Consider the following 24,942-nt stretch of genomic DNA (forward strand, 5'->3'; position numbering starts at 1 on the left):
AGGCAGATAACAATCTTGGAAAACTACCACTTAATACCCAGCATCATGCAGTTCAAACCACTGCCGATACCTAAAAAGCTCACCTGATCCCCTGGGCGTAAAAAGCCTTGATCGTGTGCCATGGCCGCAGTGACGGGTAAAGAGACTGTGCCCATATTGCCAAGCAGTTGATATGTTGGGAATTCTTTTTCAGGCGGAATATTTAACGCACTCAGGACCTGCTTACGGTTTGAAGCGCCGACCTGATGACAGATCACTTTATCGACCTGCTCGACCAACCAATTTCGCTGAGCGAGGAAATGCTCCCACGTATGCTTAGCCAGCTCGACCCCTTCTTTGAGTAAGGTCACCGCATCGGTACGCATAAACTCACGGTAAATATTGTGCCCTACTTCCTGCAAGCCCCACTGACACAGTTGGTGGTGCTGCGGCGCAGATAAATGGGAGGCGCCAAGCAGCTGATGCTTACGCACATTCGTCAGCGGTAAACTGCCATCGGTGAGGATCACCGCCACCGCGCCTGAGCCGCCGGTTAAGGTCGCCAGCGACTGGGCAAAATTCTGCATGGTCGGATCGGCCAGCATATTATCAATGGTCACATCGACAATATCCCGCGCCGATTCGCAGGACACCACCATCCCCGCCTTAATTTGCCCAAGCTCGATACGGTTGGCGATATCTAAAATACCCGATAACACCCCAAGACAGGCATTGCTGATATCGTAAATCGCCGTGTCCTTCGACACACCTAAGGCCGCCGCAATCCGGCAGGCGGTGGCGGGTTCGTGCTGATCACGGCACACGCCGGTGTACACCACTGCGCCCAGTTCGGCGACTTCTATTCCCGTTTCTGCAATTGCCTTGTGCGCCGCTTTAATCGCTCCATCGGATAATTGATGCCCTTTAGGCCACCAACGGCGTTCGGTAATGCCCGTCAACGCCGCAAGTTGCCCCATAGGAATGCGAAATTTTTGATATAGAGGCGCGAGGCGAGATTCTAGCTCGCTACTGGAAACCACCACAGGTGCCAGTTCATAGGCAAGGCTATTAATAAATACGCGGGAATATTTCATGAAACTGTTTTATTCGCTCACTAAGATCACTGATCTTTTAGGTCAGTTTTTAGTTGTTATTTGTCATTAAGGCGACATTTGAACAAGAAAAGCCCGATGATTCAATAAAAAACCATCTTTCGTCTTAGACTTGTCTCACAGAGCTTATAAGCCCTTGTGCTGATCATGCCGCCTATCCGTTAATTCAAAATGAACTAATAAAGAAATACTTCATAAAAAACAGGCAAGTATGGCCTCATCATTCAGATTATTTTTCAATCGCTCAATTTTTGCGCCAAAATCAGCGCATTTCGAGGCGTCACGCTAGTTGCACAAAATTCCCTCAGGCTTACCCGATAGCCACTTTCCTGCAAAAAACAGCAGCGATCGAGAATTAACCACAGCTCCAGCGCTCGGCGGAATAAATGCGCGGCCAAATCGATGCGCCGGGTTAACCTTTGTCGCTGTTTGCCTATCTCAAGCCAAGCGTCAAAATCACAATCTGCGGCTAAGGTAACCGCCTTTTGCGTCGCCGCCCAGTGGCAAAATTCGGCAAACTCGCCGCTCAGCTGGCTTTGCTTTATTGCGGGCAAGGGTAGATAAGCATCTATACCACGGCAACTTCGTTGCAGCGCATCAAACCCCAGCCGCCAGGCAATTTCCTGATGTCGCAGCGCCTGTTGTTTGGGATTTGCAATCACGCTCTGTTGTAAAGGCAATTGCAAATCATGGCGACTTAAACGCAGGACGCTGTGTTTACCGAGTGTCGATAGGCCTTGATATTGATTAGCTTGAATTAAATGGTAGCAGCAAGGTGAAATCGCCAGTGCCTGTGTGCCCGCCGCTGCGGCCAATTGCAGTAAACGCACATGCAAATCGCCACAGGCATGCAGCGCCACCGCCTGTTGCTGGGCGCAAAAAGGATTGGTCTGATGAGCGGTATTTTCGTCGGCTTTATCTTCGATAGCGAAGGCATCGGCGCAGATAAAGCGCTGTGATAACTGCCATTTATCGGCAAAGGCTTGGCCCTCTTCACAGAGCATCGCCTGCCATTCGAGGCTTAACACATCCACACCACGTGCTTTGGCTATTAAGCGGCCTAAATGGCCTTTGCCCGCACACCACTCCAGCACGGGTAATCCCGCATCGGGCAAATGCTGCACAAAAGCGGTAATTTGCTCCCATTTACGACCTTTTATATGGGCGCTAAAGTGAGCCAGCTCAGTAAGATCAATACGAGTTGAAGTAGCAGTTTCAATATCGTCAGAGCCAATATCAGGGCCTATATCTGAGGCAATATCGGAGCCAAGCGAGAGCTCAGCGATGGACAATGTGAGTAAAGCCAGATCCCACTCGAGTCCTAACGCGGCAAGATCCTGCTTAAGTGCGGGAGATAAGGCATCGACTAACGCCGATTGCTCGGCATCCAAGGCATCGAGCACAGCATCATCGAGCGCCCAAAGGGTTGTCGCTAAGGTCGGAAATTGCGCCTGCCAAGGCAGTGTTTTCGCCTCAAAGGCGCGCACTTGCCACAGGGCACGGCCCTGCTCAAGTAATTTATCTAATTGGATAAATTGCGCTGCCAGCCGGCCTTTATTGTGATCGTTAATTTGATTCACGCTGATTTTTACCACTCACCTTTGCTAACACACCCTAGGAATCGATTCACTTTGTGAACTGCTCAAGTTGAACACACAATGGCCTTGAGCCTTAACGATTAAGGCTTTGCTAATATCAATCTAATACCACTGCCCAAATGGCGCTTAAAGCTGCTACTATTCGCCGCAATTTGTGCCTTTAAGGCACTCAATGACCCTAATGTGCACTTAGCTGATAACTCACCTTAGCCATTGAACACCATATTAAAAACACGGTTTTAGAGGATGACTATGCTCTCCCCCTGCGTCGCCCGCTGCGGCTTAAATGATGAAGATTATTGCATGGGCTGTTTTCGCCATATCGATGAGATTGTCGCTTGGCGCGATGCCAGCGATGCAGAACACGCCGCGATTATCGCGCAACTTCCCGCCCGCAAAGCCCATTTCGAAGGCGACGAAAATCAACAAGTGCTAAGCCGCGCTAAATGGCTGGAAGCCGAGGCTCGACTTGCGAAAAAAGCCTGAAAGTTCAGGCTTTTTACTTTTATCACTACTTTTTCATCATCGCCTTTAAATCGGCAAAGGGATTATAGGTCGCCGCCGCTTGCTTGGTTTCGGTAGTGCTACCGTAGCGGATCAGTTCTTCGAAGCGTGAATGCTCATTATCGTGGCAGTAGAGGCACAATAATTCCCAATTCGAGCCGTCGGATGGGTTGTTATCGTGGTTGTGATCTCTGTGGTGAACCGTCAACTCGCTTAAGTTTTTTGAGGTAAATTCGCGGGTACAGCGGCCACAGATCCAAGGATACAATTTGAGCGCCTGCTCGCGGTAACCGCCCTCACGTTTGGCACGGTATTCGCGCTCTTGGGCTAAGACTTGATCTAACTTACTCTGGCCTGGATTTGCTGACATGCTCACACCTAACTGATGACCCCTAAAAAGTGCACCAAGGATAATCCGAGTTATTCCTTGGGGCAATATTTCTGACACGCAAAGCGTTTAGGCGACATGTCCTTGGTCGGCATTGGACAAGTGCAAATAATGCAGGTATTTCTCGTATTGGGTGACCACATCCGCCAATAGCTGCTCTTCGGTATAGCCCATCACATCATAGTGCTGGCCGCCCTGCTCTAAGTACACTTCGGCGCGATAATACCAATTGTTGCCCTGCTCTAACTCTTCACCGACTGGATTGACGATTTCAAAGCAGCGCATCCGCACACCGTATACGAAGGGTTGATAGGCTTCGTTGCTGATCACCAATCGCACTTTGCCGTCGAGATACTCAAGATCCGCCGTTAAGCCCTTGCTCATAAATTGCTGACACACCTTAGATAACGCCGGTGTCGCAACATTATTGAGAAAGATACGCGCCTCATCTTCGGTGGGATGCGACACTAAGACTTCGATGCGCTCCTCCCAACTGATATTGGTCTTAGCATATTGCACACTGGTGGTATGGAGCTGCACGCTGTTGATTTTCAGCCAATCGTCCTTCAGCGCCTTATACAGCCCTAAACACATCAGCAGCATCACGCATAAAAATGGCATCGCACTGGCAATGGCGGCGGTTTGGAGTGCCTGTAAACCGCCCGCGATGAGCAGTACCGAGGCCACAACGCCCTGCAGCAATGCCCAAAACACCCGTTGCCAAACGGGCGCATTGTTATCGCCCCCCGAGGTCAGGTTATCGATTACTAAGGATCCCGAGTCTGATGAGGTCACAAAAAAGGTCACCACTAAACAAATCCCAATGCCCGATAACAGATGCGGGAACGGCATATGTTCAAAAAATACAAACAGAGCCACGGGCACATTAGTATTCACCTCTTCGCTCAGGTAGGTCGCGCCTTGGTTCATAATCGCGTCGATGGCCGAGTTACCAAATACCGTCATCCATAAAAAGGTCAGCGCCGAAGGCACAAATAAAATGCCGACTAAGAACTCACGTATGGTACGGCCGCGACTCACCCGCGCAATAAAGGTGCCGACAAAAGGTGACCAGGAGATCCACCAACCCCAGTAGAGTAGCGTCCAACCACCTAGCCAATCTTCCTTATGCTGATAGGCATACAAATTAAATGTTTTATTAACGATATCACTCAGGTAACTGCCGGTATTTTGCACAAAGGCCTGCAGCAACATCACCGTTGGGCCAAGGATTAACACAATCAGCAGCAGAATAAGGGCCAAGCCTAAGTTAAGCTCACTTAAGCGCTTCACCCCTTTATCGAGCCCCGAAAATACCGACAGGGTGGCGAGCAAGGTAATGCCAATAATCAGCGACACTTGCACCGTGGTGTTATTAGGCAGTTGCTCGAATAAATAGCTTAGCCCCGAGTTAACCTGCAACACCCCAAAACCTAGGGAAGTCGCGACCCCAAACATTGTTCCCAATACCGCAAAGGTATCGACGCAGTGGCCAATCGGACCATGAATGCGCTCACCGATTAAGGGATAGAGTGCGCTGCGGGGTAACAGTGGCAGCTTATGCCGATAGGCAAAATAGGCCAAACTCAGGGCAACCACCCCGTAAATCGCCCACGCATGTATGCCCCAATGGAAGAACGTAATCTTCATCGCTTCTTTGGCGGCGGCCAAACTCTCAGGCGTTGCATCGGGCGGCGCTAAGTAATGCATCACAGGTTCGGCAACGCCGAAGAACATCAATCCAATCCCCATCCCCGCCGAAAACAGCATGGCAATCCAGCTCTTATAGCTATAGTCGGGCACGGCATGGTCTGGACCGAGCTTAATATCGCCAAAGCGACTGACCATGACAAAGATGATAAAAATCAGAAAAATCGCCACGCCAAGGATATATAACCAGCCCGCTTTGGCTTCTAGCCAAGACTGCATGGATTTGAAAAAGTGATTGGCCTCGGTAGGCCAAATGGCGCAGATCATCACCATTAAGGTGATAAAAAAGACCGACGAATAAAAAACCGGTGGATTAATACTCGACTTGATAGACATAAAACTCCCTTGTTCTAGCCAGTTCCCTATTAAAATCCCTTCGATATTGAAGAGATAGCTCAATAATAGATAACTCTAGCCTCAGCAGTATGTGATCAGGATGAAATATGCACAAATAATCCATGACAAGGGCTCGCGGTCGGCAATTCCTTGTGATGTCATACTCATGTTGAAAACGCTTCCCCGTTTGCTCGACGCTTTTGCTTAATAGCAAAATCGGTAAACTATTGACTCGATAAACAACTACACCGCTGCTGTGCAATGCGCTTTAAGAACCTATCAGACTCTCAACGACAGCGAGCATCGACACCATGCGAGCGAATCGCTGGGTTCAACCTCAATGGCGACATAATGCATATAAGCGGTTCGATATTCATGATATCGAGGATGAGGAATGCAAAGCGCGATTAGCGGTTAACCAGTAACAAATATCGACTCGGCCTTGCTTAAGCTCTACTGGATTGCCTTCAAACAGAGACCACATGCTGTCGAAAACTGACTCAATAGAGACACAGATAATGCTAAACAGCTGCCGCTGAATTAGCATAAAAAATGGCGACCTATTAAGTCGCCATCGAATTGTATCACAAAAATGCCTCTATTTGACGCAAAAAACTGACGCAAAAACCAAAACCCACTTATTCAGCTTTAGTTTTTGCCGTCGCCGCGCCCGGCGTTTGTGAGATCCCCGCCGTTAAATTAAAGCGCATCGCCTCTTCAAAAGACCAATCCACTAAAATCAAATCTTCACGTTTAACTAGGCTAGTGACCCCCGCCATTTGGTAACTGAGTTGGAATAACACAGGCACCCAATCCCCTTCGGGTAAGGCATCGAGCAAGGGCTGCGGCGGTGTATCCGTCATAATAAAGCCCACCACAAACCCGCCATTGGCCTGTTTAACCAACACGGTTTGCTGAGTATTGGGTTTTCCCTCACGGTTCATTAAAGAAGCGATATCACGAATACTGCCATAGACAGATTTAAACAGCGGAAAACGCATCAACTGACGTTCAATCCAGCCATAGAGCCACACAATAGGACTCACCGAAAACAACAGCCCCACGGCAAACACTATGGCCACGACTAAGATAAAGCCCGCGCCGACAAAATGTTGGTTAATCCCTACCAACTCTAAAATAAAAATCCCTAAACCATCTAACGATACAAACAATGACCAAAACAACCACAGGCTTAAAGCCATCGGCAGCAGGTTCATCAAACCACGGGCTAAGGTTTTCTTCATTACAATCTCATCAAATCCAATGGGATAAAAAAAGGCATAAATTATTTACGCTAAAAAGCGCGTTAAATGCTACCACAGAGTCACTTTTGCACCAGCACTTGATGTAAGGTAAGGCGCAGAGAACACCAAACCGCTACGGTATCGAGGGAAAGAATATGCGCGTGACCCGCCTAGACCATTTAGTGTTAACCGTGAAAGATATCGAGGCCAGCATCGACTTTTATCAACGCGTGTTAGGGATGAAAAAGTCCATCTTTGGTCAGGGCCGAATCGCCTTAAGTTTTGGCGATCAAAAAATCAATCTTCACCAAGCGGGCGCTGAATTTGAGCCTAAAGCAAACCTTGCTACGCCCGGCAGCGCCGATCTCTGCTTTGTGGTCAGCCACAATATCGAAGAAGTGATTAACCACTTAAACAGCCTTGAAGTTGCGATTATTGAAGGCCCAGTACTGCGCACCGGCGCCACAGGCCGCATCAACTCCGTCTATATCCGCGATCCCGATTTGAATCTATTGGAATTATCCGAATATCTGCCGGCCTGCGCGCTATAAACCCAACGCGCTCAAATGTCGGTGTTCCTTGGCTGGCGGAATAACGCGAGCCCTATTTAAAGTGCAATTTCACAAACTCGATAAACAACCGTACCCGCATGGGGAGATGGTCGCGGTCCCGATATAACATGGACAAGGTTCGGGCTTTGCTACTCCAGTCAGGTAGGACATGATTCACCTCCCCCTGCGCTATCATAGGTAGCGCAAAATAATCCGGCACGTATCCGATACCTATCCCAGTTTTAATGGCGTGGGTCAGTAGCATCAGTTCATCCACCTCCAGCCTGACGCCCTTGTTCGGGTGATAATCAAACTCTTCGCCAGTCGTTTTATGCACCAATTGCCAAGGTATCATAGGGCGACAAATAATGGTTGGATGACCGCATAACTTGTCTGGCGTAGTAATACTCGAAATGTCGTAGTCAGGGTGAGAGCACAAAATAAAGTGAATATGCTTTAACGGTCTGGCAATCCAATTTTCAACCACTGGATTGCCCACTCTAAACGCCACATCCATGCCTTCCGCTTCAATATCGATAAGCGAGTTTGAAAAGCTCAAATCCAACTGAATATCGGGATATTGCAGCAGAAAATCATAAAAAATCGACCGCAGGAAGTGAGTGCCAGAGTTGATGGGCGCGGAAATGCGGATTTTCCCCTGTGGTTGGTACTTATCCCGATGCAAGTCTTCGTCAATATTATTGAGTTCATCAAACAGGGCTACCGAGCGCTCAAAATACTGCTCACCAATGCTGGTTAAGATGACGCGGTGGGCGTCTCGATTAAGCAATCTTAATTGCAAATCAGTCTCTAGCTGGCGTATACGGCGACTCAAGGTGGAGAGCGGCATACCTAAGGATTGGGCGGCCTCCTTAAAGCTGCCAGACCGTGCCACGGCGCAAAAACAGCGCAGATCGTCCAACGAATAGTTAGGTTTCATTATTGGCATTTACCGTCTTACTTTTGCTTGTTTATCCAATTATTGAAATCAATACACTAAGACTTAGAATTTGACAAGTCATCCGGAGTGGCAATGAAATCTGATCCAACGATGAAAGCAGTGATCCTGCTGATTATCTGTACCTTCTTTTGGGGGAGTTGCTTTCCCATTGGTAAACAAGTGTTAAGCGAAGTGCATGCCTTGACCTTAGTGTTCTGGCGCTTTGTGATTGCCGCGGCCTGTCTCGCTGTCTACCTCAAGCTCGTCCGTATGCCGAAATTGCACTTAAGCATCAATCAATGGCTGTGGATTATCCTCGTCAGCGCGGTAGGTATAGGCGGACTTAACCTGGGGCTGTTTACGGGATTGGCGTCAACTAATGCGACGAACGGCTCATTAATCATGGCCCTTAGCCCGCTCATAACATCACTGATTGCCTGTGTTGCCCTGCGAACGCTGCCATCGTTTGCCCAGTGTTTTAGTCTGCTGGTGAGTCTCACCGGTGTGCTGATGGTGATCACCAATGGACACCTTGAAACCCTCTTCTCGATGCAGATAAACCACGGAGATAAATTAATATTTGGCGGCATGCTGGCCTGGAGTTTTTACACCTATTTCAGCCAAGGTATCAGCCGCTGGATGCCAGTCATCCCCTATACCTTTATCGGCATGTTGAGTGGCGCTGCGGTGATTGGCGCTTTGTGTTTGGTATCGCCAGAGGTGCATCCCTTCGCTGAGTTATTCAATAGTACGGCGCTAGGCATGGCCGAAGTCGTCTATATCGGCGTATTTGGTACGGTTGCAGGCTATTTATTGTGGCTAAATGGCGTGCGTCAGTTAGGCTCAGCCAACGCAGCACTGTTTTTCAACTTTGTCCCCATCTTCTCCGTATTAACCTCGTTTATGCTTGGCCAAGCTGTGACCGAGTTGCAACTGTTAGGGATTATCGTGGTTATCGCAGGCTTACTGCTACCGCGAATTATTCGGTTTAAACGCGAGCCCAAAGTGTGCCCTGAATCCTAGCCAATCTTCAAATTACGTAATCAAGGCGGGAAGTTCTCGCCTTTATTATTGGCTAGCTACTCAGCAATCCAAGGGGATTGCATTTACCTTAACGGATTACCTCGAATTGGTGGATGATATGAGCCGAATCATTCGCTGCGATAAACACGGATGCTTTAGCCAATTAACTGACCTGATAAAATATCCCCCATGATAATTGACTCAAAATAACCGATTACTGCGAACATCTCGAAAGCGATGACGGCACTTTGCGTCAAGCTGTCGGCACCTTCACTACAATTCACTATAGTTCTGCTTAACTATCAATCACTCCCAATTTGTTTTATGAGTGGGTGAATTAGCATGTTTTAAATACACCAATTTTTATTGAGTTAGCTAAATATTATGTCTGATTTTTAGCCATTCAACTTTTGATTACTCTTAATTAAGCCATTTCACCTCGTACAAGTTGTAGACAAACCGAAAGTACATTATGTTATTGATTTAAAGTTAGTGGCCAGATTTATTATTATTTTACTAATCAACAAAGGTATTTCATGGTTAAGAATGACTTTCAATTTATTAATGAGCTAGCGGTCAATTTTTTTGGTCAGAAGCATATTATTGAACGACTGAAACTGATTGAGACTAATAAATTGACTGGCTGGGAGGTCTGGTTGCAAGTTGAGTTTGCCATGTTTCTAGAAACTCAACTGCTAGTGGATGAATGGTTCCGTGAGTTTCAGTATTCAATGGATAAACGAATATCTAAAAATCAAAAATTTATGGCGATAGACTTTTTGATCCGAAAAAGACATGCTCGCCTTGAACAATTCATAGCACTTGAAATCAAACAAAACTTGAGTGCCGCTTCATGTATTGCTGGCATGATGAAAGACGTATGTAAAATTAGCCAAGTGAAACGTTCAGAGGACGACATTAGAACAATGTGGTCATTGGGTGTTCATCCTTTTTTACCCCATATACAGCTCGAGGCCTTAGTCAATCAATATGCAAAAAACTATGGCGTCAAATTGGTGTCTGGCTGTATTTCCACGACCCCTATTAGCAAGACCAAATTTGCTTTTACAGTATTTTAGACTACTAATGTGTTAAGGAAGATTCGCAATCTGTTTGGCATTTGAGATTTGAAAAGCGTTAGATTATTTGAAAATTTAAATCACTTAATGGGGTAGGTTATGACAGACGAAGCAGAAAAGGCTGAAGCTAAGCAGCGCGGTCCGAAAACGGGAAAAAAGCAATTCTCAACAAATGAGCTCCCAAAAAAGACATTAGAAGAATGTCTTGCTGTCATAAAACCAATACATGAGATATATGCCGGAGGTTCAGCGACGTGGGACGAAATAGCTGGGGCAATGAATGTCGGCTCTAAGTCTCCAAACACAAAATATCTGATTTGGGGTGCTCAAGCTTATGAACTAATCGTGAAAGAGGGTGATAAATTTCATCTATCTGAAACTGGAAGAAAGTTACTGGCGCCGAACTATCCTGAGGAAAGATCAGAAGCTGCCATAAAAGCGGTACGGATTCCTACATTACCAAGTAAATTTTACTCAGATTATGATGGAAAGCTTTTACCAGACGAAGAGTTTCTTAATAATGTTTTGGAAAATCGATACTCCATACCTCGAGAACGTGTAGAGGAAGCTAAAAGCATAATAATTTCAAATGCCGAATACGCAGGAATAATACTAGAGCACTCTGGAGGAAAGAAAACCATACGATTAGATGGCTCCGTCATAAACGCAACAACCCCTAAGAAAGCTAGTAAAGCTTCCGAATTTGTTGGTACCGAGTTGGCTCCCAGTGAAAACGAAGAATCTGACGACGTAGATAACAGTCAGACTGATTTATCTGATGTAGAAAAACTTTGCTTTTATATCACCCCAATCGGGGAGGAATCATCAGCAGAACGCAAACATGCTGATATGCTTTTGAAGCACTTAGTAGAACCTGCATTTTTAAAATTTGGAATTCAAGTTGTGAGGGCCGACAAAATCGGTCGGTCTGGATTGATTTCACAGCAGATATTTGAGCACATAGTTTCGAGCAAGTTTTGCGTTGCAGACCTTTCATTTGGCAATCCAAATGCATTTTACGAGTTGGGCGTCAGGCATATGACGAAGCTCCCGACTATTCAAATCATTAGGAAAGGAGACAAGATTCCATTCGATGTAGCTCAAGGGCGAACGATAGTTATAGATGTATCTGATATCTATACATTAATAGACAGAATGGAATCCGCAAAAAATGAGTTGATTGAACATATCAAGAATTATCTAAATCCATCTGACAACAATCGAGGTGAGGATAATCCAATAAGTATTTACCTTCCAAGTTTGCAAGTGAAACTCCCTAAAGTTTGAAGGAAATAGCTCTAACAAGTAAAGGCCGCTGATGCGTACAACGCAGTTACTTTGAGCGTTAATACATAGAAATTTCTATCCGAAATTCATGTGTTAGAATTGAAGTTCTAGCTTGTAAATATCCCTAAGCATGCTTTGTATTTCTTTAAAATTTACAGGCTACGCGATGCTAAACAGGTGAGCCATGGTGATTAGCGAGACGACCGTCCGCCCCATGGACGGGGCGGTCGAGCATCCAAGGAAGGACTTGCTGCGTGTCGTTGAGCAAATACCATGGTTCGCCCATCCTCATAACAAACAACCTCGCCAACCTTCTTACCGTCTATTCAAGGCCATCCCCCATTAACCCCTTAAACAAAAACGCTCTGCGGTTAGGCAGAGCGTTTATGGATAAAGCCGTGTGATAAAAGGCGTTTAGTCCTTTAAATCCTTTTCCATATCTTCGTAGGAAGTATGACGAACGTCTTTGCCTTTCACGTAGTAAATAATGTATTCGCAGATATTTTTACAACGGTCGCCGACACGCTCAACCGCACGGGCTGCCCAGAGTACGTCTAATACATCGGGGATTGAGCGTGGATCTTCCATCATGTAGGTCATTAATTGACGGATAATGCCTTCGTATTCACGGTCGAGCTTGGCATCTTCTTTGTGAAGCTCCAGCGCCGAATCGGCATCCATACGGGCTAAGGCATCGAGCGTTGCATGCAGCATACGAATCGCATGGCGGCCCATATTTTCAATGCTGACTAATAATGGCTGCTGATTATTCAAGCGCTTATCTAATGCGGCCTTGGCAATACGTACACAGGCATCACCGATACGCTCAAGATCGGCAATCGATTTTGAAATCGCAATGATCAGACGTAAATCGCTCGCTGCCGGTTGGCGTTTGGCGATAATGCGGGTGCATTCTTCGTCAATCGAGACTTCCATGCCATTCACTTTGTGATCGCCGGTGATCACCTTTTGCGCTAATTCGGCATCTAAGGTGCTTAAGGCGTCGATAGCTTGCTCTAACTGACGCTCAACCAAGCCACCCATGGCGAGTACACGGTTACGGATATCATCTAACTCGGCGTTAAATTGCCCAGAGATATGTTTGTTTAAATTCATATTTTCCATTTGGCCAACCTTTTACTCAACTGTATCAACGCCTAGATGGAGTTTGCAATGCTTAACTCGGTTCTAGGCGGTGGCTTATTTCGTTAATCGCTTATCACTCACATCACCACTACCAAAGGCAAGGTGATTAACCGTAACGGCCGGTAATGTAATCTTCGGTCTTACGTTTTTTCGGTGTGGTGAAAATAGTGTTGGTATCGGCGTATTCCACCAATTCGCCCATATACATAAAGGCCGTTTGGTCCGACACCCGCGCCGCCTGTTGCATGTTGTGGGTCACGATAACCACTGTGTACTTAGTCTTAAGCTCAGTGATCAGCTCTTCGATGGTTAAGGTTGAAATCGGGTCTAGGGCCGAAGTCGGTTCGTCGAGCAGTAAAACTTCCGGCTCGATGGCAATCGCACGGGCAATCACCAGACGTTGCTGCTGACCGCCGGATAAACCAAACGCGTTATCGTGCAGACGGTCTTTCACTTCATCCCAAATCGCCGCGCCGCGTAGCGAACGCTCGGCCGCTTCGTCGAGTTCACGGCGGTTGTTAATGCCCTGCAAACGCAGACCATAAACCACGTTTTCGTAAATCGATTTAGGGAATGGGTTAGGACGCTGGAACACCATACCTACGTTGCGGCGCAGAGCGGCAACGTCGATTTTTTTGTCATAAATATTTTGACCGTGCAGCAAAATCTCGCCGTCGATATGGCAGTTGTCGACCAGATCGTTCATGCGGTTAATGCAGCGCAATAAGGTGGATTTACCACAGCCGCTGGGGCCGATAAACGCCGTAACTTGCTTCTTCGGGATCTTCATCGACACATTAAACAGCGCTTGCTTGTCACCATAGCGCAGGTCTAAGTTGCGGATCTCCAGTGCGGTATCGTTCTGGCTCAAGTTTGCTAAGTCAAAGTTGTTGGTTTTCATGGCTGTCGAATCTATAGAAATCATATTCAGTCCTAATACTTTCAGGATAATCGCTGATTAATGCTCAAGCGAACGATATTTTTCACGTAAGTGGTTACGCACACTAATCGCGGTTAAGTTCAGTGCCACAATCACTGTTACCAGCAAGAAGGAGGTGGCGTATACCAGAGGACGTGCCGCTTCAACGTTAGGACTCTGGAAGCCCACATCATAAATATGGAACCCTAAGTGCATGAATTTACGTTCTAAATGCACGAACGGGAAGTTTAAGTCCAGTGGCAATGTCGGTGCTAATTTCACTACACCCACCAGCATTAACGGTGCCACTTCACCCGCAGCGCGAGCCACGGCTAAAATCAAACCCGTCATAATCGCAGGGCTTGCCATCGGGATCACAATCCGCCACAGGGTTTCGGCCTTAGTCGCACCCAGTGCCAAACTGCCTTGACGCACAGCACTCGGAATACGGCTTAAGCCTTCTTCGGTCGATACAATCACCACTGGCAGGGTCAGAATCGCTAATGTCAGCGCCGACCAAATCACCCCTGGCGAACCAAAGGTCGGTGATGGTAAGGCTTCGGCGTAAAACAGTTGGTCAATCGAGCCGCCCATCATGTATACGAAGAACCCTAAACCAAACACCCCGTACACAATCGATGGCACACCCGCCAAGTTGATTACCGCAATGCGGATCATCTTAGTGATAGGGCCTTTTTTGGCATATTCGTGCAGGTAAATCGCAGCAATCACCCCGAATGGCGTCACGATAATCGCCATCAACAGCACCATAAACACAGTACCGAAAATCGCAGGGAACACGCCGCCCTCGGTGTTGGCTTCGCGTGGGTCGTCGCTGACAAAGCGGCCCAGTCCCACAAACCATTTGCCGATTTTCCCCATCAAGCCTAAGTGGTTGACGTAGGTGACATCGAGAACCGAATCCAGCTTAAGCTCGACCTCAACACCACGCATATCACGCACGATAACAGAGTCGCGAGCCGCTTCATCACGCAGGGCAAACAGCTCTTTTTCAAGCAGTTTATAGTCTTGCTCGAGCGCCACTTTCGCCGCAGCTAACTCTTGCTTACGGCTATCGGTCAACTCACCATCTAACTCGTAACGGCGCTCTTTTAAACGCAGTTTTTCAATCTTGTAGTTAATCGCACCAATATCTTGCTTTTGCAGTGATAACGCTTTGTCAGACAAAGTAACGGCACGGTCGATATGCTCCATTAAGGAGGATTCAAGCGCATCGTTTTTAAGCTCTAAGCGTTTACCGTTTTCAATCACGGCCACTGGGTAGCCATAAAAGTTACCGTTTTTAGCACGCTCGAGCATGGCCACATCGGCTGGCTCGCTACGGCTGATAATGTCTGTTGCTAAAATCCAACGGAAATCTAAGCCCACAAACTCACGGTTACCGGTTTTCACTAAGTAACGTGTCACAAACTCACCGGGTGGTTGTTTAAACACATGGCCCGCGGCGGTTAAGCGTTCGGTTGGCACTTCCTCCCTATCGTAAATCTCACCGATTAAGGTTGAACGCGCGCCTGTGTTATCTTCGAGTTCCCATTGATAAATCGTTGCAGGCCAAAAGTAGCTTAATCCGCGCCATGCAATGAGCAGTAACAGGCCTAATACTGCAATCAAACTGATGCTCACCGCGCCACCTGTCATCCAAATCCATGGCGAGCCTGATTTTACCCACTTACCCATTGCACAAACCTCTCAAGGTCATTGGCGAAATAGTATTTAGTATCATTATCTTATCTCCATTACAGCGAGCTATAGCGGTCACGCAGACGCTGTCTTACCACTTCGGCAATCGTGTTAAAGAAGAAGGTAAATACGAACAGAACGAAGGCCGCGAGGAACAGCACACGGTAGTGCGAGCTGCCAATCGCCGACTCTGGCATTTCCACCGCAATGTTAGCCGCCAGCGTACGCATACCTTCAAACACGCTCCATTCCATGATGGCGGTGTTACCCGTTGCCATCAGTACGATCATGGTTTCACCCACAGCGCGGCCTAGACCCATCATCACCGCAGAGAAAATCCCTGGGCTTGCGGTCAACAGCACTACACGTGTTAGGGTTTGCCAAGGCGTCGCGCCCAGCGCCAAACTGCCGTTCGATAAATGGCGTGGCACAGAGAAAATCGCGTCTTCGGCAATCGAGAAAATCGTTGGAATAACCGCAAAGCCCATGGCGATACCTACTACCAGCGCGTTACGTTGGTCGAAGGTGATGCCTAATTCGTTAGTGATAAATTGACGAGTGTTGCCATCAAACAGCGCCACTTCGATCATCGGGCTGATGGCAAAGGAGAACCAACCCACAAAGCAGATAACCGGAATTAGCATCAGCTCCTGATACACTTCAGGCAGACGTTGTTTCCAAGTGCCGGGTAATTTGCTCCAAGAGTAAGCCGACACCAGAATCGCCGTCGGCAGCAGTACCAGTAACACTAAGATGCCCGGCAAGTGCTCTTCAATCAGCGGAGCTAACCAAAGTCCGGCGAGGAAACCTAAGATAACCGTCGGTAAGGCTTCCATGATTTCAATGGTTGGCTTAACAATGCCGCGCACCTTTGGCGACATAAAGTAAGCAGTATAAATGGCGCCCGCAATCGCTAATGGCACGGCAAACAGCATGGCGTAGAACGCCGCCTTCATGGTGCCGTAGGCCAATGGCATTAAGCTGAGCTTGGCTTCAAAGTCATCGCTACCCGAGGTGGATTGCCACACAAACTTTGGCTCTGGGTAACCTTCGTACCACACCTTATTCCACAACGCGCTCCAAGACACTTCTGGATGCGAGTTTTCCACGTGGAAGATATTCAGTTGTTTGTTCGCTTCGACCACTAGGCCGTTCGAACGTGGGCTAAAGCCCATCACGCCTGGGTTTTTAAGGTCAAATTTTTCATCAAACAGTTCGCGCTCACTGGTGGTATACAGGAGTGATAACTCACCCTCTGGGCTCACCACGGCAAAACTTTTACGGTAGAACTCAGAGGCAATCGAGGCCACTGGTGCTAAGTCAGTAAACTCACGGATCTCTTTGTATAAACGGCCTTTTGGACCATTCACTTGGAAGTACTGGGTCACTACACCTGAGTCGTAGCTCACCAGAATCGAACTGGCACCGGCGAGTAAGGCAATGTTGTTAACCTTAGACTTTTCCTTTTCCGCATCGATTACCTGCATTAAATCTAGGCTTTCAACATCACGGATATTGTAGATAAACACCTTGTTGCCCATTTGCAGCATCAATTGGCGTTGGTCAGGCGTCATCAATTGGTGTGCGACTTTTTTAGGGGCATCAGGTAACAGTGCCCCCGTGGTCGTCCATTCCACCTCTTCGGTCATCATGTTTTCTTGACCTTCGAGACGGCTTAAACGCCAAGCGCCATTGTCATCTTGGTAGGCGAAGCTGATTTTATCGTTGCTGTAACTAAAGGCTAAATGATGGATAGCGCTGCCCGACTCATCGATCGTGATCGGCGCTTCACCCGCGCTGTAACGCAGTTTTGGGGTAATAAGGCGCTTGTTGTTAGGATAACTTAAGCCAAATTCGATTCCCACAATTAAGGCTTGACCGTTACTTAACCCCAGTGCAAAGCGTTGCTCACTCGGCGCGGCAATCGCGGCGCTGGTGACGCTCACACCAGCGGGTAATGGCGGTGTAAAACTGGAGAGTAAGCTGCCATCGGCAACCGTGTAGAAATCCACTTGGCCATCGGCGGCCACGCGATACATGACCTCATTTTGCTCGTCGGCACCGACCATCAGGGTCGAGACTTCAGCATGTTGATAACTCACGCTTTTTACCGGAGTCACATCCGCGCTGTCGAAAATGGGTTTAATCACGTACAGCAAATAGAAGAAGATCAACAATAAGGCGACAAACACCATAGTGCCGCCAATCGTGACCCCAATTTGAGCCGCTTTATCCTTAAATGCCCTGCGACTTGAACGTCCGCCTTTCAGCATACTTTGCGGCGCAGAACCAGGTTGAATGACCTGACTTTCCATTAAGAACCTCTATTATTAAAGCCTGTGAGTTTTTTCGCTAGGAATTGCGAAATGCTATGCTTACACTGTTTGAGCATAAACTGAGCAATAACAACACCCTTCATTCTAAGTGCGTTGAATTATATGACGCAAAGATGACAGTTGTGTTACACCCGATTTTAAAACAGGTGCCTTTTACAAAAAATAGGAGTCAGTCGCCATGCTACGATATTTAATCACGCTTCAAGCACCTGATAGAAAAGGATTAGTCGAGCAAATCGCCCACGCCGTGAGTCGCCATGGCGGCAACTGGTTAGACTCAGAGTTGCGCCATATCGACGGGATTTTTGCCGCCATATTGTTACTCGAGGTGCCTTCCCTGAAAATGGACGAGCTGATTGAAGCCTTGGAATGCATCGACGGCCTCACCCTCACCTATTCAAAAACCTCGGTCGCCCTCAAACCCATTAAGCGGCTAACCTACAGCCTAGTGTCCTACGACAGACCCGGTTTAGTGCTGGATATTTCCAATCGCATCACCGCACTAGGTATCAATATCGAACAGTTTAGCAGCCAGTTTGAGACCGCAGGCCATACCGGCATTGCCCTGTTTCGCGCCACCATAGGTTTAGGCTTAACCGACCTCGCCCAAGAGGAACAACTGGTGCAATCCCTCTATGCCCTCGGTGATGACTTAGTGCTGGATAAACTCAGTCGTTAACCTTCAACCCCTTCAACAAAAAACGCCGCGGGCAAACCCTGCGGCGTTTTTTATGGTGAGCTAACTGACTTTCTGGTGCCGAGACTTAATCAAATATCGCAGCGGCACTTGGGAAATCAACATCCCCAGCAACATTAAACCGCAACCCAACAAGGCGCGCAGCCCTAAGCTCTCTCCAAGGAACATAATACCGCCGATGGCCGCAAACACGGTTTCTAGACTTAAAATAATCGCCGCGTGCGCAGGATGAGCATGCTTTTGCGCCAGCACCTGTAAAGTGTAGGCAATACCCACTGAAATCAGCCCCGCGTAGGCCAGTGAGCCCCAAGCTGCAATCACCTTATCGACAGTCGTCACCTCAATGGCCGCCGACACCAGCAGGCTTAATACGCCGCACACCAAAAATTGCATCATGGCGAGTAACACTGGCGAAATTCGCTTGGCAAAATGATCCACTGCCAAAATATGCATCGCCCAAAACAGTGCGCCAATCAATTGCAGCGTATCGCCATAACCGAGGTGAAAGCCTTCTTTAATGCTTAAAAAATACAGCCCGACCACGGCGATACCGCAGCCCACCCAGGTATTTGCGCCAGTAGCATGTTTCAGGGCTAAGCCCAATATCGGCACTAACACGATATAAAGCCCAGTGATAAAACCCGCATTAGCCGCCGTGGTATAAAGCAGCCCCACCTGTTGTAGCGATGCGCCAGCGAATAACAGTCCGCCTACCACCCCGCAGCCCATGGCAAAGTCTTTGGGTGTACCGAGATGAATTTTGCCTTGCCGAGCCAAGTACCACACCAGAGGAACGAGTGACACAGTACCAATTAAGAAACGTAACCCGTTGAATGCAAAGGGCGATAAATGCTCCATCCCTAAGGTTTGGGCGACAAAACCAAAGCCCCAAATAGCGGCGGCGAGCAGGAGTAAAAAATTGGCTGGCAAGATACGGTCTCAATGATTAAAAAGGATGACAAGATTACCCAGATGCTGGGCGCTTGTCCAAATATGTTGCGACACTGTTAGCGTTTAAACCGTGCTACTGGCGAGTCTTGCCTTGTAGACTTTTGGCCTGACTCAAGATTTCATTTAAAAACACTGAGTCGGATTGCTTTGCCAACTGCACCGCTTTGTTGGAAGCATCAATCGCGAGGGCGGTTTGACCATCAAGATCGTAGGCGGTTGCTAAGCTATCCCAGAGCACCTCAGACATGGGAAACACCTTTGTCCCCTCCTGTAAAATCTCCACACCCCACGCCGTTTTTTGCTCATAGCTGGCCTTGAGGCCATAGACATTATATTGCTGGGCAGAGAGCGGAAACTCATAACCGAAGACCGCCGTTTGCTGGTGATAGAACTGCTTTAACGCCTTTAGCGGCATCACCGCGATTTCGGGCACCGCATTCCAATTCGCAAACAGCGTCTTTAATGCCTCAACATTGCCGATAAGCGGGGTGCTGTCATGGGTTTCTTCGGGAAAGCGTTTATCAAACCATTGCAACATTTGGGTTGAAGGAGGCTTCACTGACGGGCTATTACCCAAGGTATTTTGCAATTGGGTGATTTGGGCTGCAAAGGCGCTGGCCATCTCGTTGGGTTCACTGGCCATACTCAAAAACCAGCGCATGGGTTTTGTCCGTTTGGCAACGGCTAGCTTCGCGGACTCGCGGACAAGCCAATCATTGTCCCACCAAAGGCTTGGGCTGATGGATATTGCCGCATTAAACCGAGTGTCAGGCGTCAGAGCCACATAGCTGCTGAATAGCCCAGCCATAGAGTGTCCCGAAAGTATGTGGTAATCGGCAATACGATATTTCTGGCCCAAGCTGCTGAGTAGTTCTGTTTCTAAAAACTGCCTGTAGTTCTCAGCCCCACCACTTCGATCTTTAAACTGTTCTAATTGGGTCGGCGTAAACGACTTTAAGCGATTATTCGAGCTGACACCCACGACAATCAGCTCAGGGATAATGGCATAGCTACTTAAAAAACCGACATTCGCGGCAATATGCTCAAATTGTGTTGAGCCATCCAAGACAACTAAAACGGGATAACGGAAGTCGCTGGAATGGCCATAGGTTTCGGGGAGTTTGATTTGCAAGTTAATGTCATCATTCAATATTTCAGAATGGATCTGCATCTTGCCAGCCTGCGCCATCACCTGCATCGACAAGAAAAAAATCAGCCCTAATACTATCCGCATCGTTTACCTCCCTGAACAATGGCTGCTAAGTTACTGGTTTTTATCAATACAATCAATTTATTAACATAATTACGCCACCAGAAAGCCCTGATTAGCCACAAATGATAGTTAGGCTCTCAATCGAGAATTCCTATCTAAACTCGGCGGGATAATCTTGTATACTGCACACCACGCAATGACGAATGCATAAGTGCGCTGGATGCCTTACCAAACCCAGTGACACCATAAAAAACTAGGAACACCTATGTTAGGAACGCTAAAAAAGCTGCGCGCACACTTAGATGAGGCGCAACAAGTACAGTATCAATTGGTTGTTGGCGACGAGTTACTGCCACTGAATCCCTTAATTGGCAAGCCGTTAACTCTTACCCACACGGGTAACATCTTCTGCTGTAACTGCGGCAAAAAGACCAAAAAGAGCTATTCGCAAGGCCATTGCTTTGTGTGTATGCAAAAGCTCGCCAGTTGCGATATGTGCATTATGAAGCCCGAAACCTGTCACTTTGACCAAGGTACTTGCCGCGAGCCAGAGTGGGCGCAAAGCCATTGTTTTGTGCCACATTATGTTTATCTATCTAATACTTCAGGCATCAAGGTCGGTATCACTCGCCACACACAATTGCCTACTCGCTGGATAGATCAGGGTGCGACTCAAGGTTTACCGATTTTTAAAGTGTCGACACGACAAATCTCGGGTTTAGTGGAAGTGGAGTTAGCCAAACTCATCAATGATAAAACCCACTGGCAAACCATGCTTAAGGGCCACGCCGACGATATCGATTTAAATGCTAAGGCGGTGGAACTGATCCCGCAAATTGAGGCTAAGTTGCATGAAATCGGCATGCAAAAAGGCGATTACAGCATCGAACGTTTAGATGAAACGATTCAGTCGATTCACTATCCCATCGACACCTTTCCGAAGAAGATCACTTCCCACAACTTCGATAAAAATGAGGTAGTAAGCGGGATTTTACAGGGGATAAAAGGTCAGTATCTGATCTTCGATACGGGCGTGATTAATATTCGCAAATTCACCGCCTATGAAGTCAGCGTAGCGTTAGCTGACTAATATAAGCTAAAATTCCTGTCAAATGAGTGTGTTGAACGCCGTTATGGCTATCAGTACACTCATTGCTAAACCGTTAGATGACAGTAGTGAAGCGTCTAAATCGCTTAGGTTGAACCTCGATATACTCATACCTAAAGCATTGTGATCACCCTTATCTTGCAATCACTCAGCCGCACCCACTCCCAGCATCCCACATGGATAAAATGGCGCTCACCTTTTCCAAGGTAAAAATCTCTATATGGAATATATTTTATGAAACAAGGACCTCAAAATTTTATCCGTCGCTGTGCATTCCAACAAGAATTACGTAGTAAGCAATCTGGGATAATGTTGCTCTTAATAATCCCGTTGATAATAGCAAGCGGTCCTTGGAAGGAACTGACCGCATCGCTATCGACAGAACCATGGGATATAGGATTTACAATTGTTGTCGTTTTAGCCGTTGTGGTGGCATTTTTCTTCGTCTTCATGATCATTTCTGAAACGATAAGATTGAGCAAAGCCGCTAAAGATGAACAGCTTAGATTAGCTGAAGCTGGACCTGATGGTTATTACATCGATATCTATCAAGAAGGCCTTATATTTAATCTCTACGATGCCGAGTTTCATCTTTTTGATATGAAACAACAGTTTGTCCCATTGGATGAGATTGCCAGTACAAAATACTTTAAATATAGAGGCACACGCCGCTTGACGATCAACTTTGTCCAGATTTCCGGCCAAGTGTCGTTCACGAATAGGGAAATAAATATGGATAATTTTGATTTTCTGAAGGAATTTCTCGAAACTCATGTAGCTAATAAAGAGAATAAGGCAAGAAAATAAGCCAGCTTAAGCTAGCTTGATTAGGAATAGCGGCGTTGTGTAAAGCATAAGCCCCACGCAACGCTCGCCATTCTTGGATAAGCCTGATTTTGAAGAGATTAAATCAATCGAGCAGAGGCTTTGCTCTAACTTGGTTGCGCAACCATATAAACAAGTTCCCAGATATGTCCATCGGGATCTTCAAAAGCATGGCCATACATAAATCCTTGATCCTGCGCTTGACGATAGGCTTTGCCGCCATGCTGCTCGGCAAGCTTGACCAAGTGATCGACACGCTCCCGACTGTCGCAGTCTAGGCAATTGAGCACTTCTGTCGTGGTGCGGGCATCGGCAATCGGCTTATCGGTAAAACCCGCGAAAAAAGGCTTTGCCAGCAACATCACATAAATATTGTCGGCAATCACCACGCAAGCGGCCTGCTCATTGCTGTATTGCTCATTAATCCCAAACCCTAGGCCGGCGTAAAAAGCCCGTGATTGTTGAACATTTTCAACCGCTAAATTAACAAAGATACTTTGTGCCATCATAATCTCCCTTTAAAAATCCCTGCGGACGTCACATCCAGTCCTGTAAAAATACCTGTAACTGTAAATAGCTCAGAGAACAGTCTAGTCAATCATTGCGGCATCCTAAACCTATATTCCCACAAGAGCATAAGGCGAGTATCTTACTCGCCTTATGAGGATACCTTATGACAGTGATCTTAAGCTTTCAGCCTTAAGTCTGTCAGTTTATAACCTTCTCTTTATAGCTATCTGTTTATAAGAGTCAGTTTGCAACCGAACTGGGATAACCGCACTATTGCACCGCATGGGTGGCGGGCAGCGATAACAGCATTTCATCGATTAAACCATCGAAGCGGGCTCTAACTTCATCCATATCTTTAATGTTGGCAAAGCCTTGGGCAAGGACTCGCCAGACCATTTCGGTGGGTTGCCCCGCGATACCCGTCGGTTTAAAAAAGCTAATTAGCACTGAGCCTTTATCGTACTTTTTAGGGTCCACACCTTGGTTCGATAAACCCGGCACTAAGCCTGCGGCGGCGAGTATCTGCTCGTCCGACATTTGTGTGCCCATGGCGACGCCAAATCCGACTTGAAAGTCCGCCAGCTGCGGATCTTCAACCCAACGATAACCTTTCGTCAGCAACACTTTTTTTAGCGTATCTTGCATATGTTGTTGGACTTGTTGTTTGTCTAATCGACTGTCGACAAAGATTTTCTGGAGTGTTGAGTGCCAACTGTAGGTCATGGCGCTCGGCGGTAATTGGCTCAAATCCCCCGAAGTCACAATTGTGGTTCGCAGCGCCTGCGAATCATCCACACTCACACAGGCCGTCAGCGCGGCAAAACCTATGGTTAATAGCGTCAATAAACGCCCAATAGTTTGTGGTAAATACATACTTATTCCCTTATTGCGATTTTTACAGCTTAAGGATAGTTGCTATTTCCAAGACTGAAAGTCGATATGCATCATAGTGTTAAATCATCGCTCTCGACAAGTCTTGTGGCTAAATTGCACTCAGGCATTCATGGCTTCCCAATTCGTTATGATTTGTTACTTTATTATGCCCGCAGGGCGTATAGGCGCGGCTCAATTTACCCGCTAGAATGCCTCGCCGAGCGACTGCAACTTGCATAGTCACGGCGCAAAAATCGAGGGAATATGCCCTTATCACAATGCCAATAACGACAACAAAAGGTGTGAAATAGATCTATGGAGTTAATACTCGCTATCGCGTTGTTTGCCTTCTCATCGGGGATCACCCCAGGGCCTAACAACATTATGCTGATGACCTCTGGGGTCAACTTTGGCGTTAAACGCAGTATTCCGCATCTGATGGGGATTAGCCTTGGCTTTCCCACTATGATCCTCGCCATCGGCCTAGGCTTAAGTGCCCTATTTCAAGCCTATCCGATTATCCACCAAGTGATTAAAATCATTGGGATTGTGTATCTCCTGTACCTGTCTTGGCTGATTGCCAACAGCAGTAGCAAGATGGAGGGCAAAAGTATCGCTAAACCCTTTAGCTTTCTGCAAGCCGCCGCATTTCAATGGGTTAACCCTAAAGGCTGGATTATGGCCGTGGGCGCAATTGCCACTTTTACCTCGGTGCAACAGGATCTCACGCCGCAAGTGGTCACTATTGCCACAGTATTTTTATGTGTGGCCTTTCCCTGCGCAGTGGTGTGGCTTGGGTTTGGCGTGGCGCTTAAACGTATTTTGAAAAACGAGCGCCAGCAGAAGATCTTTAATATCACTATGGCCATCTTGCTTGTGGCGTCTATCATCCCTATGATCGCCCCCTAATTT

General features: G+C 47.3%; 23 protein-coding genes. 9 read left to right on the forward strand and 14 right to left on the reverse strand.

Annotation, left to right across the window (positions count from 1 at the left end; all coding sequences use genetic code 11):
* Positions 1–23 precede the first annotated feature (23 nt).
* Positions 24–1,073, reverse strand: coding sequence for a 3-oxoacyl-ACP synthase III (locus K0H60_RS13705; protein WP_011717598.1), 1,050 nt, complete (start codon positions 1,071–1,073; stop codon positions 24–26).
* A gap of 254 nt (positions 1,074–1,327) precedes the next feature.
* Positions 1,328–2,671: a methyltransferase gene (locus tag K0H60_RS13710; protein ID WP_220056072.1), complete on the reverse strand. Its 1,344-nt coding sequence runs from the start codon at positions 2,669–2,671 to the stop codon at positions 1,328–1,330.
* 270 nt (positions 2,672–2,941) lie between these two features.
* On the opposite strand from K0H60_RS13710, the gene K0H60_RS13715 reads away from it, so the two are divergent.
* On the forward strand, positions 2,942–3,175 hold the full coding sequence (locus K0H60_RS13715; protein WP_011717600.1) for a DUF1289 domain-containing protein: 234 nt from the start codon (positions 2,942–2,944) through the stop codon (positions 3,173–3,175).
* Between the two features lie 25 nt (positions 3,176–3,200).
* Here the strand turns inward: K0H60_RS13715 and K0H60_RS13720 are convergent, their stop codons facing one another.
* The 3 genes from K0H60_RS13720 to K0H60_RS13730 form a co-directional block, all read right to left on the reverse strand.
* A complete protein-coding gene (locus tag K0H60_RS13720; protein WP_011717601.1) occupies positions 3,201–3,563 on the reverse strand; it encodes a YajD family HNH nuclease in 363 nt (120 codons plus the stop codon).
* Between the two features lie 87 nt (positions 3,564–3,650).
* Positions 3,651–5,627, reverse strand: a complete 1,977-nt coding sequence (locus K0H60_RS13725) for a BCCT family transporter (RefSeq protein ID WP_220056073.1) — start codon at positions 5,625–5,627, stop codon at positions 3,651–3,653.
* A gap of 638 nt (positions 5,628–6,265) precedes the next feature.
* Entirely contained in the window at positions 6,266–6,871 is a 606-nt protein-coding gene (locus K0H60_RS13730) for a DUF502 domain-containing protein (RefSeq protein ID WP_220056074.1), read from the reverse strand.
* Positions 6,872–7,026: 155 nt separating this feature from the next.
* Here K0H60_RS13730 and K0H60_RS13735 point away from each other — a divergent pair, with 155 nt between their 5' ends.
* Positions 7,027–7,422 (forward strand): VOC family protein, encoded by a 396-nt coding sequence (locus K0H60_RS13735; RefSeq protein ID WP_220056075.1) that lies wholly within the window; start codon positions 7,027–7,029, stop codon positions 7,420–7,422.
* Positions 7,423–7,474: 52 nt separating this feature from the next.
* On the opposite strand, the gene K0H60_RS13740 is transcribed toward K0H60_RS13735, so the two are convergent.
* Positions 7,475–8,371: a LysR family transcriptional regulator gene (locus K0H60_RS13740; RefSeq protein WP_232015303.1), complete on the reverse strand. Its 897-nt coding sequence runs from the start codon at positions 8,369–8,371 to the stop codon at positions 7,475–7,477.
* 84 nt (positions 8,372–8,455) lie between these two features.
* Between K0H60_RS13740 and K0H60_RS13745 the strand changes: the two genes are divergently transcribed.
* The 3 genes from K0H60_RS13745 (at position 8,456) to K0H60_RS13755 (ending at position 11,751) form a co-directional block, all read left to right on the forward strand.
* Complete coding sequence (locus K0H60_RS13745) at positions 8,456–9,385, forward strand: DMT family transporter (protein WP_220056076.1); 930 nt, start codon at positions 8,456–8,458, stop codon at positions 9,383–9,385.
* Positions 9,386–9,921: 536 nt separating this feature from the next.
* Positions 9,922–10,464: a hypothetical protein gene (locus tag K0H60_RS13750; protein WP_220056077.1), complete on the forward strand. Its 543-nt coding sequence runs from the start codon at positions 9,922–9,924 to the stop codon at positions 10,462–10,464.
* A gap of 99 nt (positions 10,465–10,563) precedes the next feature.
* Positions 10,564–11,751, forward strand: a complete 1,188-nt coding sequence (locus K0H60_RS13755; RefSeq protein ID WP_220056078.1) for a hypothetical protein — start codon at positions 10,564–10,566, stop codon at positions 11,749–11,751.
* A gap of 414 nt (positions 11,752–12,165) precedes the next feature.
* Here K0H60_RS13755 and phoU read toward each other — a convergent pair whose 3' ends face one another.
* The 4 genes from phoU to K0H60_RS13775 form a co-directional block, all read right to left on the reverse strand.
* Positions 12,166–12,876, reverse strand: a complete 711-nt coding sequence (gene phoU / locus K0H60_RS13760; protein ID WP_011623309.1) for a phosphate signaling complex protein PhoU — start codon at positions 12,874–12,876, stop codon at positions 12,166–12,168.
* Positions 12,877–13,003: 127 nt separating this feature from the next.
* Positions 13,004–13,822 carry a phosphate ABC transporter ATP-binding protein PstB gene (pstB, locus tag K0H60_RS13765; RefSeq protein ID WP_011623310.1) on the reverse strand — a complete coding sequence of 273 codons (819 nt, stop codon included), beginning with the start codon at positions 13,820–13,822 and terminating at the stop codon, positions 13,004–13,006.
* 33 nt (positions 13,823–13,855) lie between these two features.
* Positions 13,856–15,514, reverse strand: coding sequence for a phosphate ABC transporter permease PstA (pstA, locus tag K0H60_RS13770; protein WP_220053438.1), 1,659 nt, complete (start codon positions 15,512–15,514; stop codon positions 13,856–13,858).
* A gap of 59 nt (positions 15,515–15,573) precedes the next feature.
* The gene (locus K0H60_RS13775) at positions 15,574–17,832 is read right to left on the reverse strand and encodes an ABC transporter permease subunit (protein ID WP_220056079.1); all 2,259 of its coding nucleotides are present in this window, start codon (positions 17,830–17,832) and stop codon (positions 15,574–15,576) included.
* 199 nt (positions 17,833–18,031) lie between these two features.
* Between K0H60_RS13775 and K0H60_RS13780 the strand changes: the two genes are divergently transcribed.
* Complete coding sequence (locus K0H60_RS13780) at positions 18,032–18,532, forward strand: glycine cleavage system transcriptional repressor (protein ID WP_220053440.1); 501 nt, start codon at positions 18,032–18,034, stop codon at positions 18,530–18,532.
* A gap of 60 nt (positions 18,533–18,592) precedes the next feature.
* On the opposite strand, the gene K0H60_RS13785 is transcribed toward K0H60_RS13780, so the two are convergent.
* Both K0H60_RS13785 and K0H60_RS13790 read right to left on the reverse strand, forming a co-directional pair.
* Positions 18,593–19,480: a DMT family transporter gene (locus K0H60_RS13785; RefSeq protein WP_220056080.1), complete on the reverse strand. Its 888-nt coding sequence runs from the start codon at positions 19,478–19,480 to the stop codon at positions 18,593–18,595.
* 94 nt (positions 19,481–19,574) lie between these two features.
* Positions 19,575–20,735 (reverse strand): alpha/beta hydrolase, encoded by a 1,161-nt coding sequence (locus K0H60_RS13790; protein WP_220056081.1) that lies wholly within the window; start codon positions 20,733–20,735, stop codon positions 19,575–19,577.
* Positions 20,736–20,979: 244 nt separating this feature from the next.
* Here K0H60_RS13790 and K0H60_RS13795 point away from each other — a divergent pair, with 244 nt between their 5' ends.
* Together K0H60_RS13795 and K0H60_RS13800 are read left to right on the forward strand one after the other, a co-directional pair.
* Positions 20,980–21,804, forward strand: coding sequence for a DUF2797 domain-containing protein (locus K0H60_RS13795; RefSeq protein ID WP_220056082.1), 825 nt, complete (start codon positions 20,980–20,982; stop codon positions 21,802–21,804).
* Between the two features lie 252 nt (positions 21,805–22,056).
* Entirely contained in the window at positions 22,057–22,629 is a 573-nt protein-coding gene (locus tag K0H60_RS13800) for a hypothetical protein (protein WP_220056083.1), read from the forward strand.
* 125 nt (positions 22,630–22,754) lie between these two features.
* Here K0H60_RS13800 and K0H60_RS13805 read toward each other — a convergent pair whose 3' ends face one another.
* Positions 22,755–23,153: a VOC family protein gene (locus K0H60_RS13805; protein WP_220056084.1), complete on the reverse strand. Its 399-nt coding sequence runs from the start codon at positions 23,151–23,153 to the stop codon at positions 22,755–22,757.
* A 274-nt stretch (positions 23,154–23,427) separates the two neighbouring features.
* Positions 23,428–24,030, reverse strand: a complete 603-nt coding sequence (locus tag K0H60_RS13810; protein WP_220056085.1) for a DUF4136 domain-containing protein — start codon at positions 24,028–24,030, stop codon at positions 23,428–23,430.
* A gap of 315 nt (positions 24,031–24,345) precedes the next feature.
* Between K0H60_RS13810 and K0H60_RS13815 the strand changes: the two genes are divergently transcribed.
* A complete protein-coding gene (locus tag K0H60_RS13815; protein WP_011717623.1) occupies positions 24,346–24,939 on the forward strand; it encodes a LysE family translocator in 594 nt (197 codons plus the stop codon).
* Positions 24,940–24,942: the final 3 nt, after the last annotated feature.

Origin of the sequence: Shewanella mangrovisoli, from assembly GCF_019457635.1 — a bacterium.
GTDB classification, from domain to species: domain Bacteria; phylum Pseudomonadota; class Gammaproteobacteria; order Enterobacterales; family Shewanellaceae; genus Shewanella; species Shewanella mangrovisoli.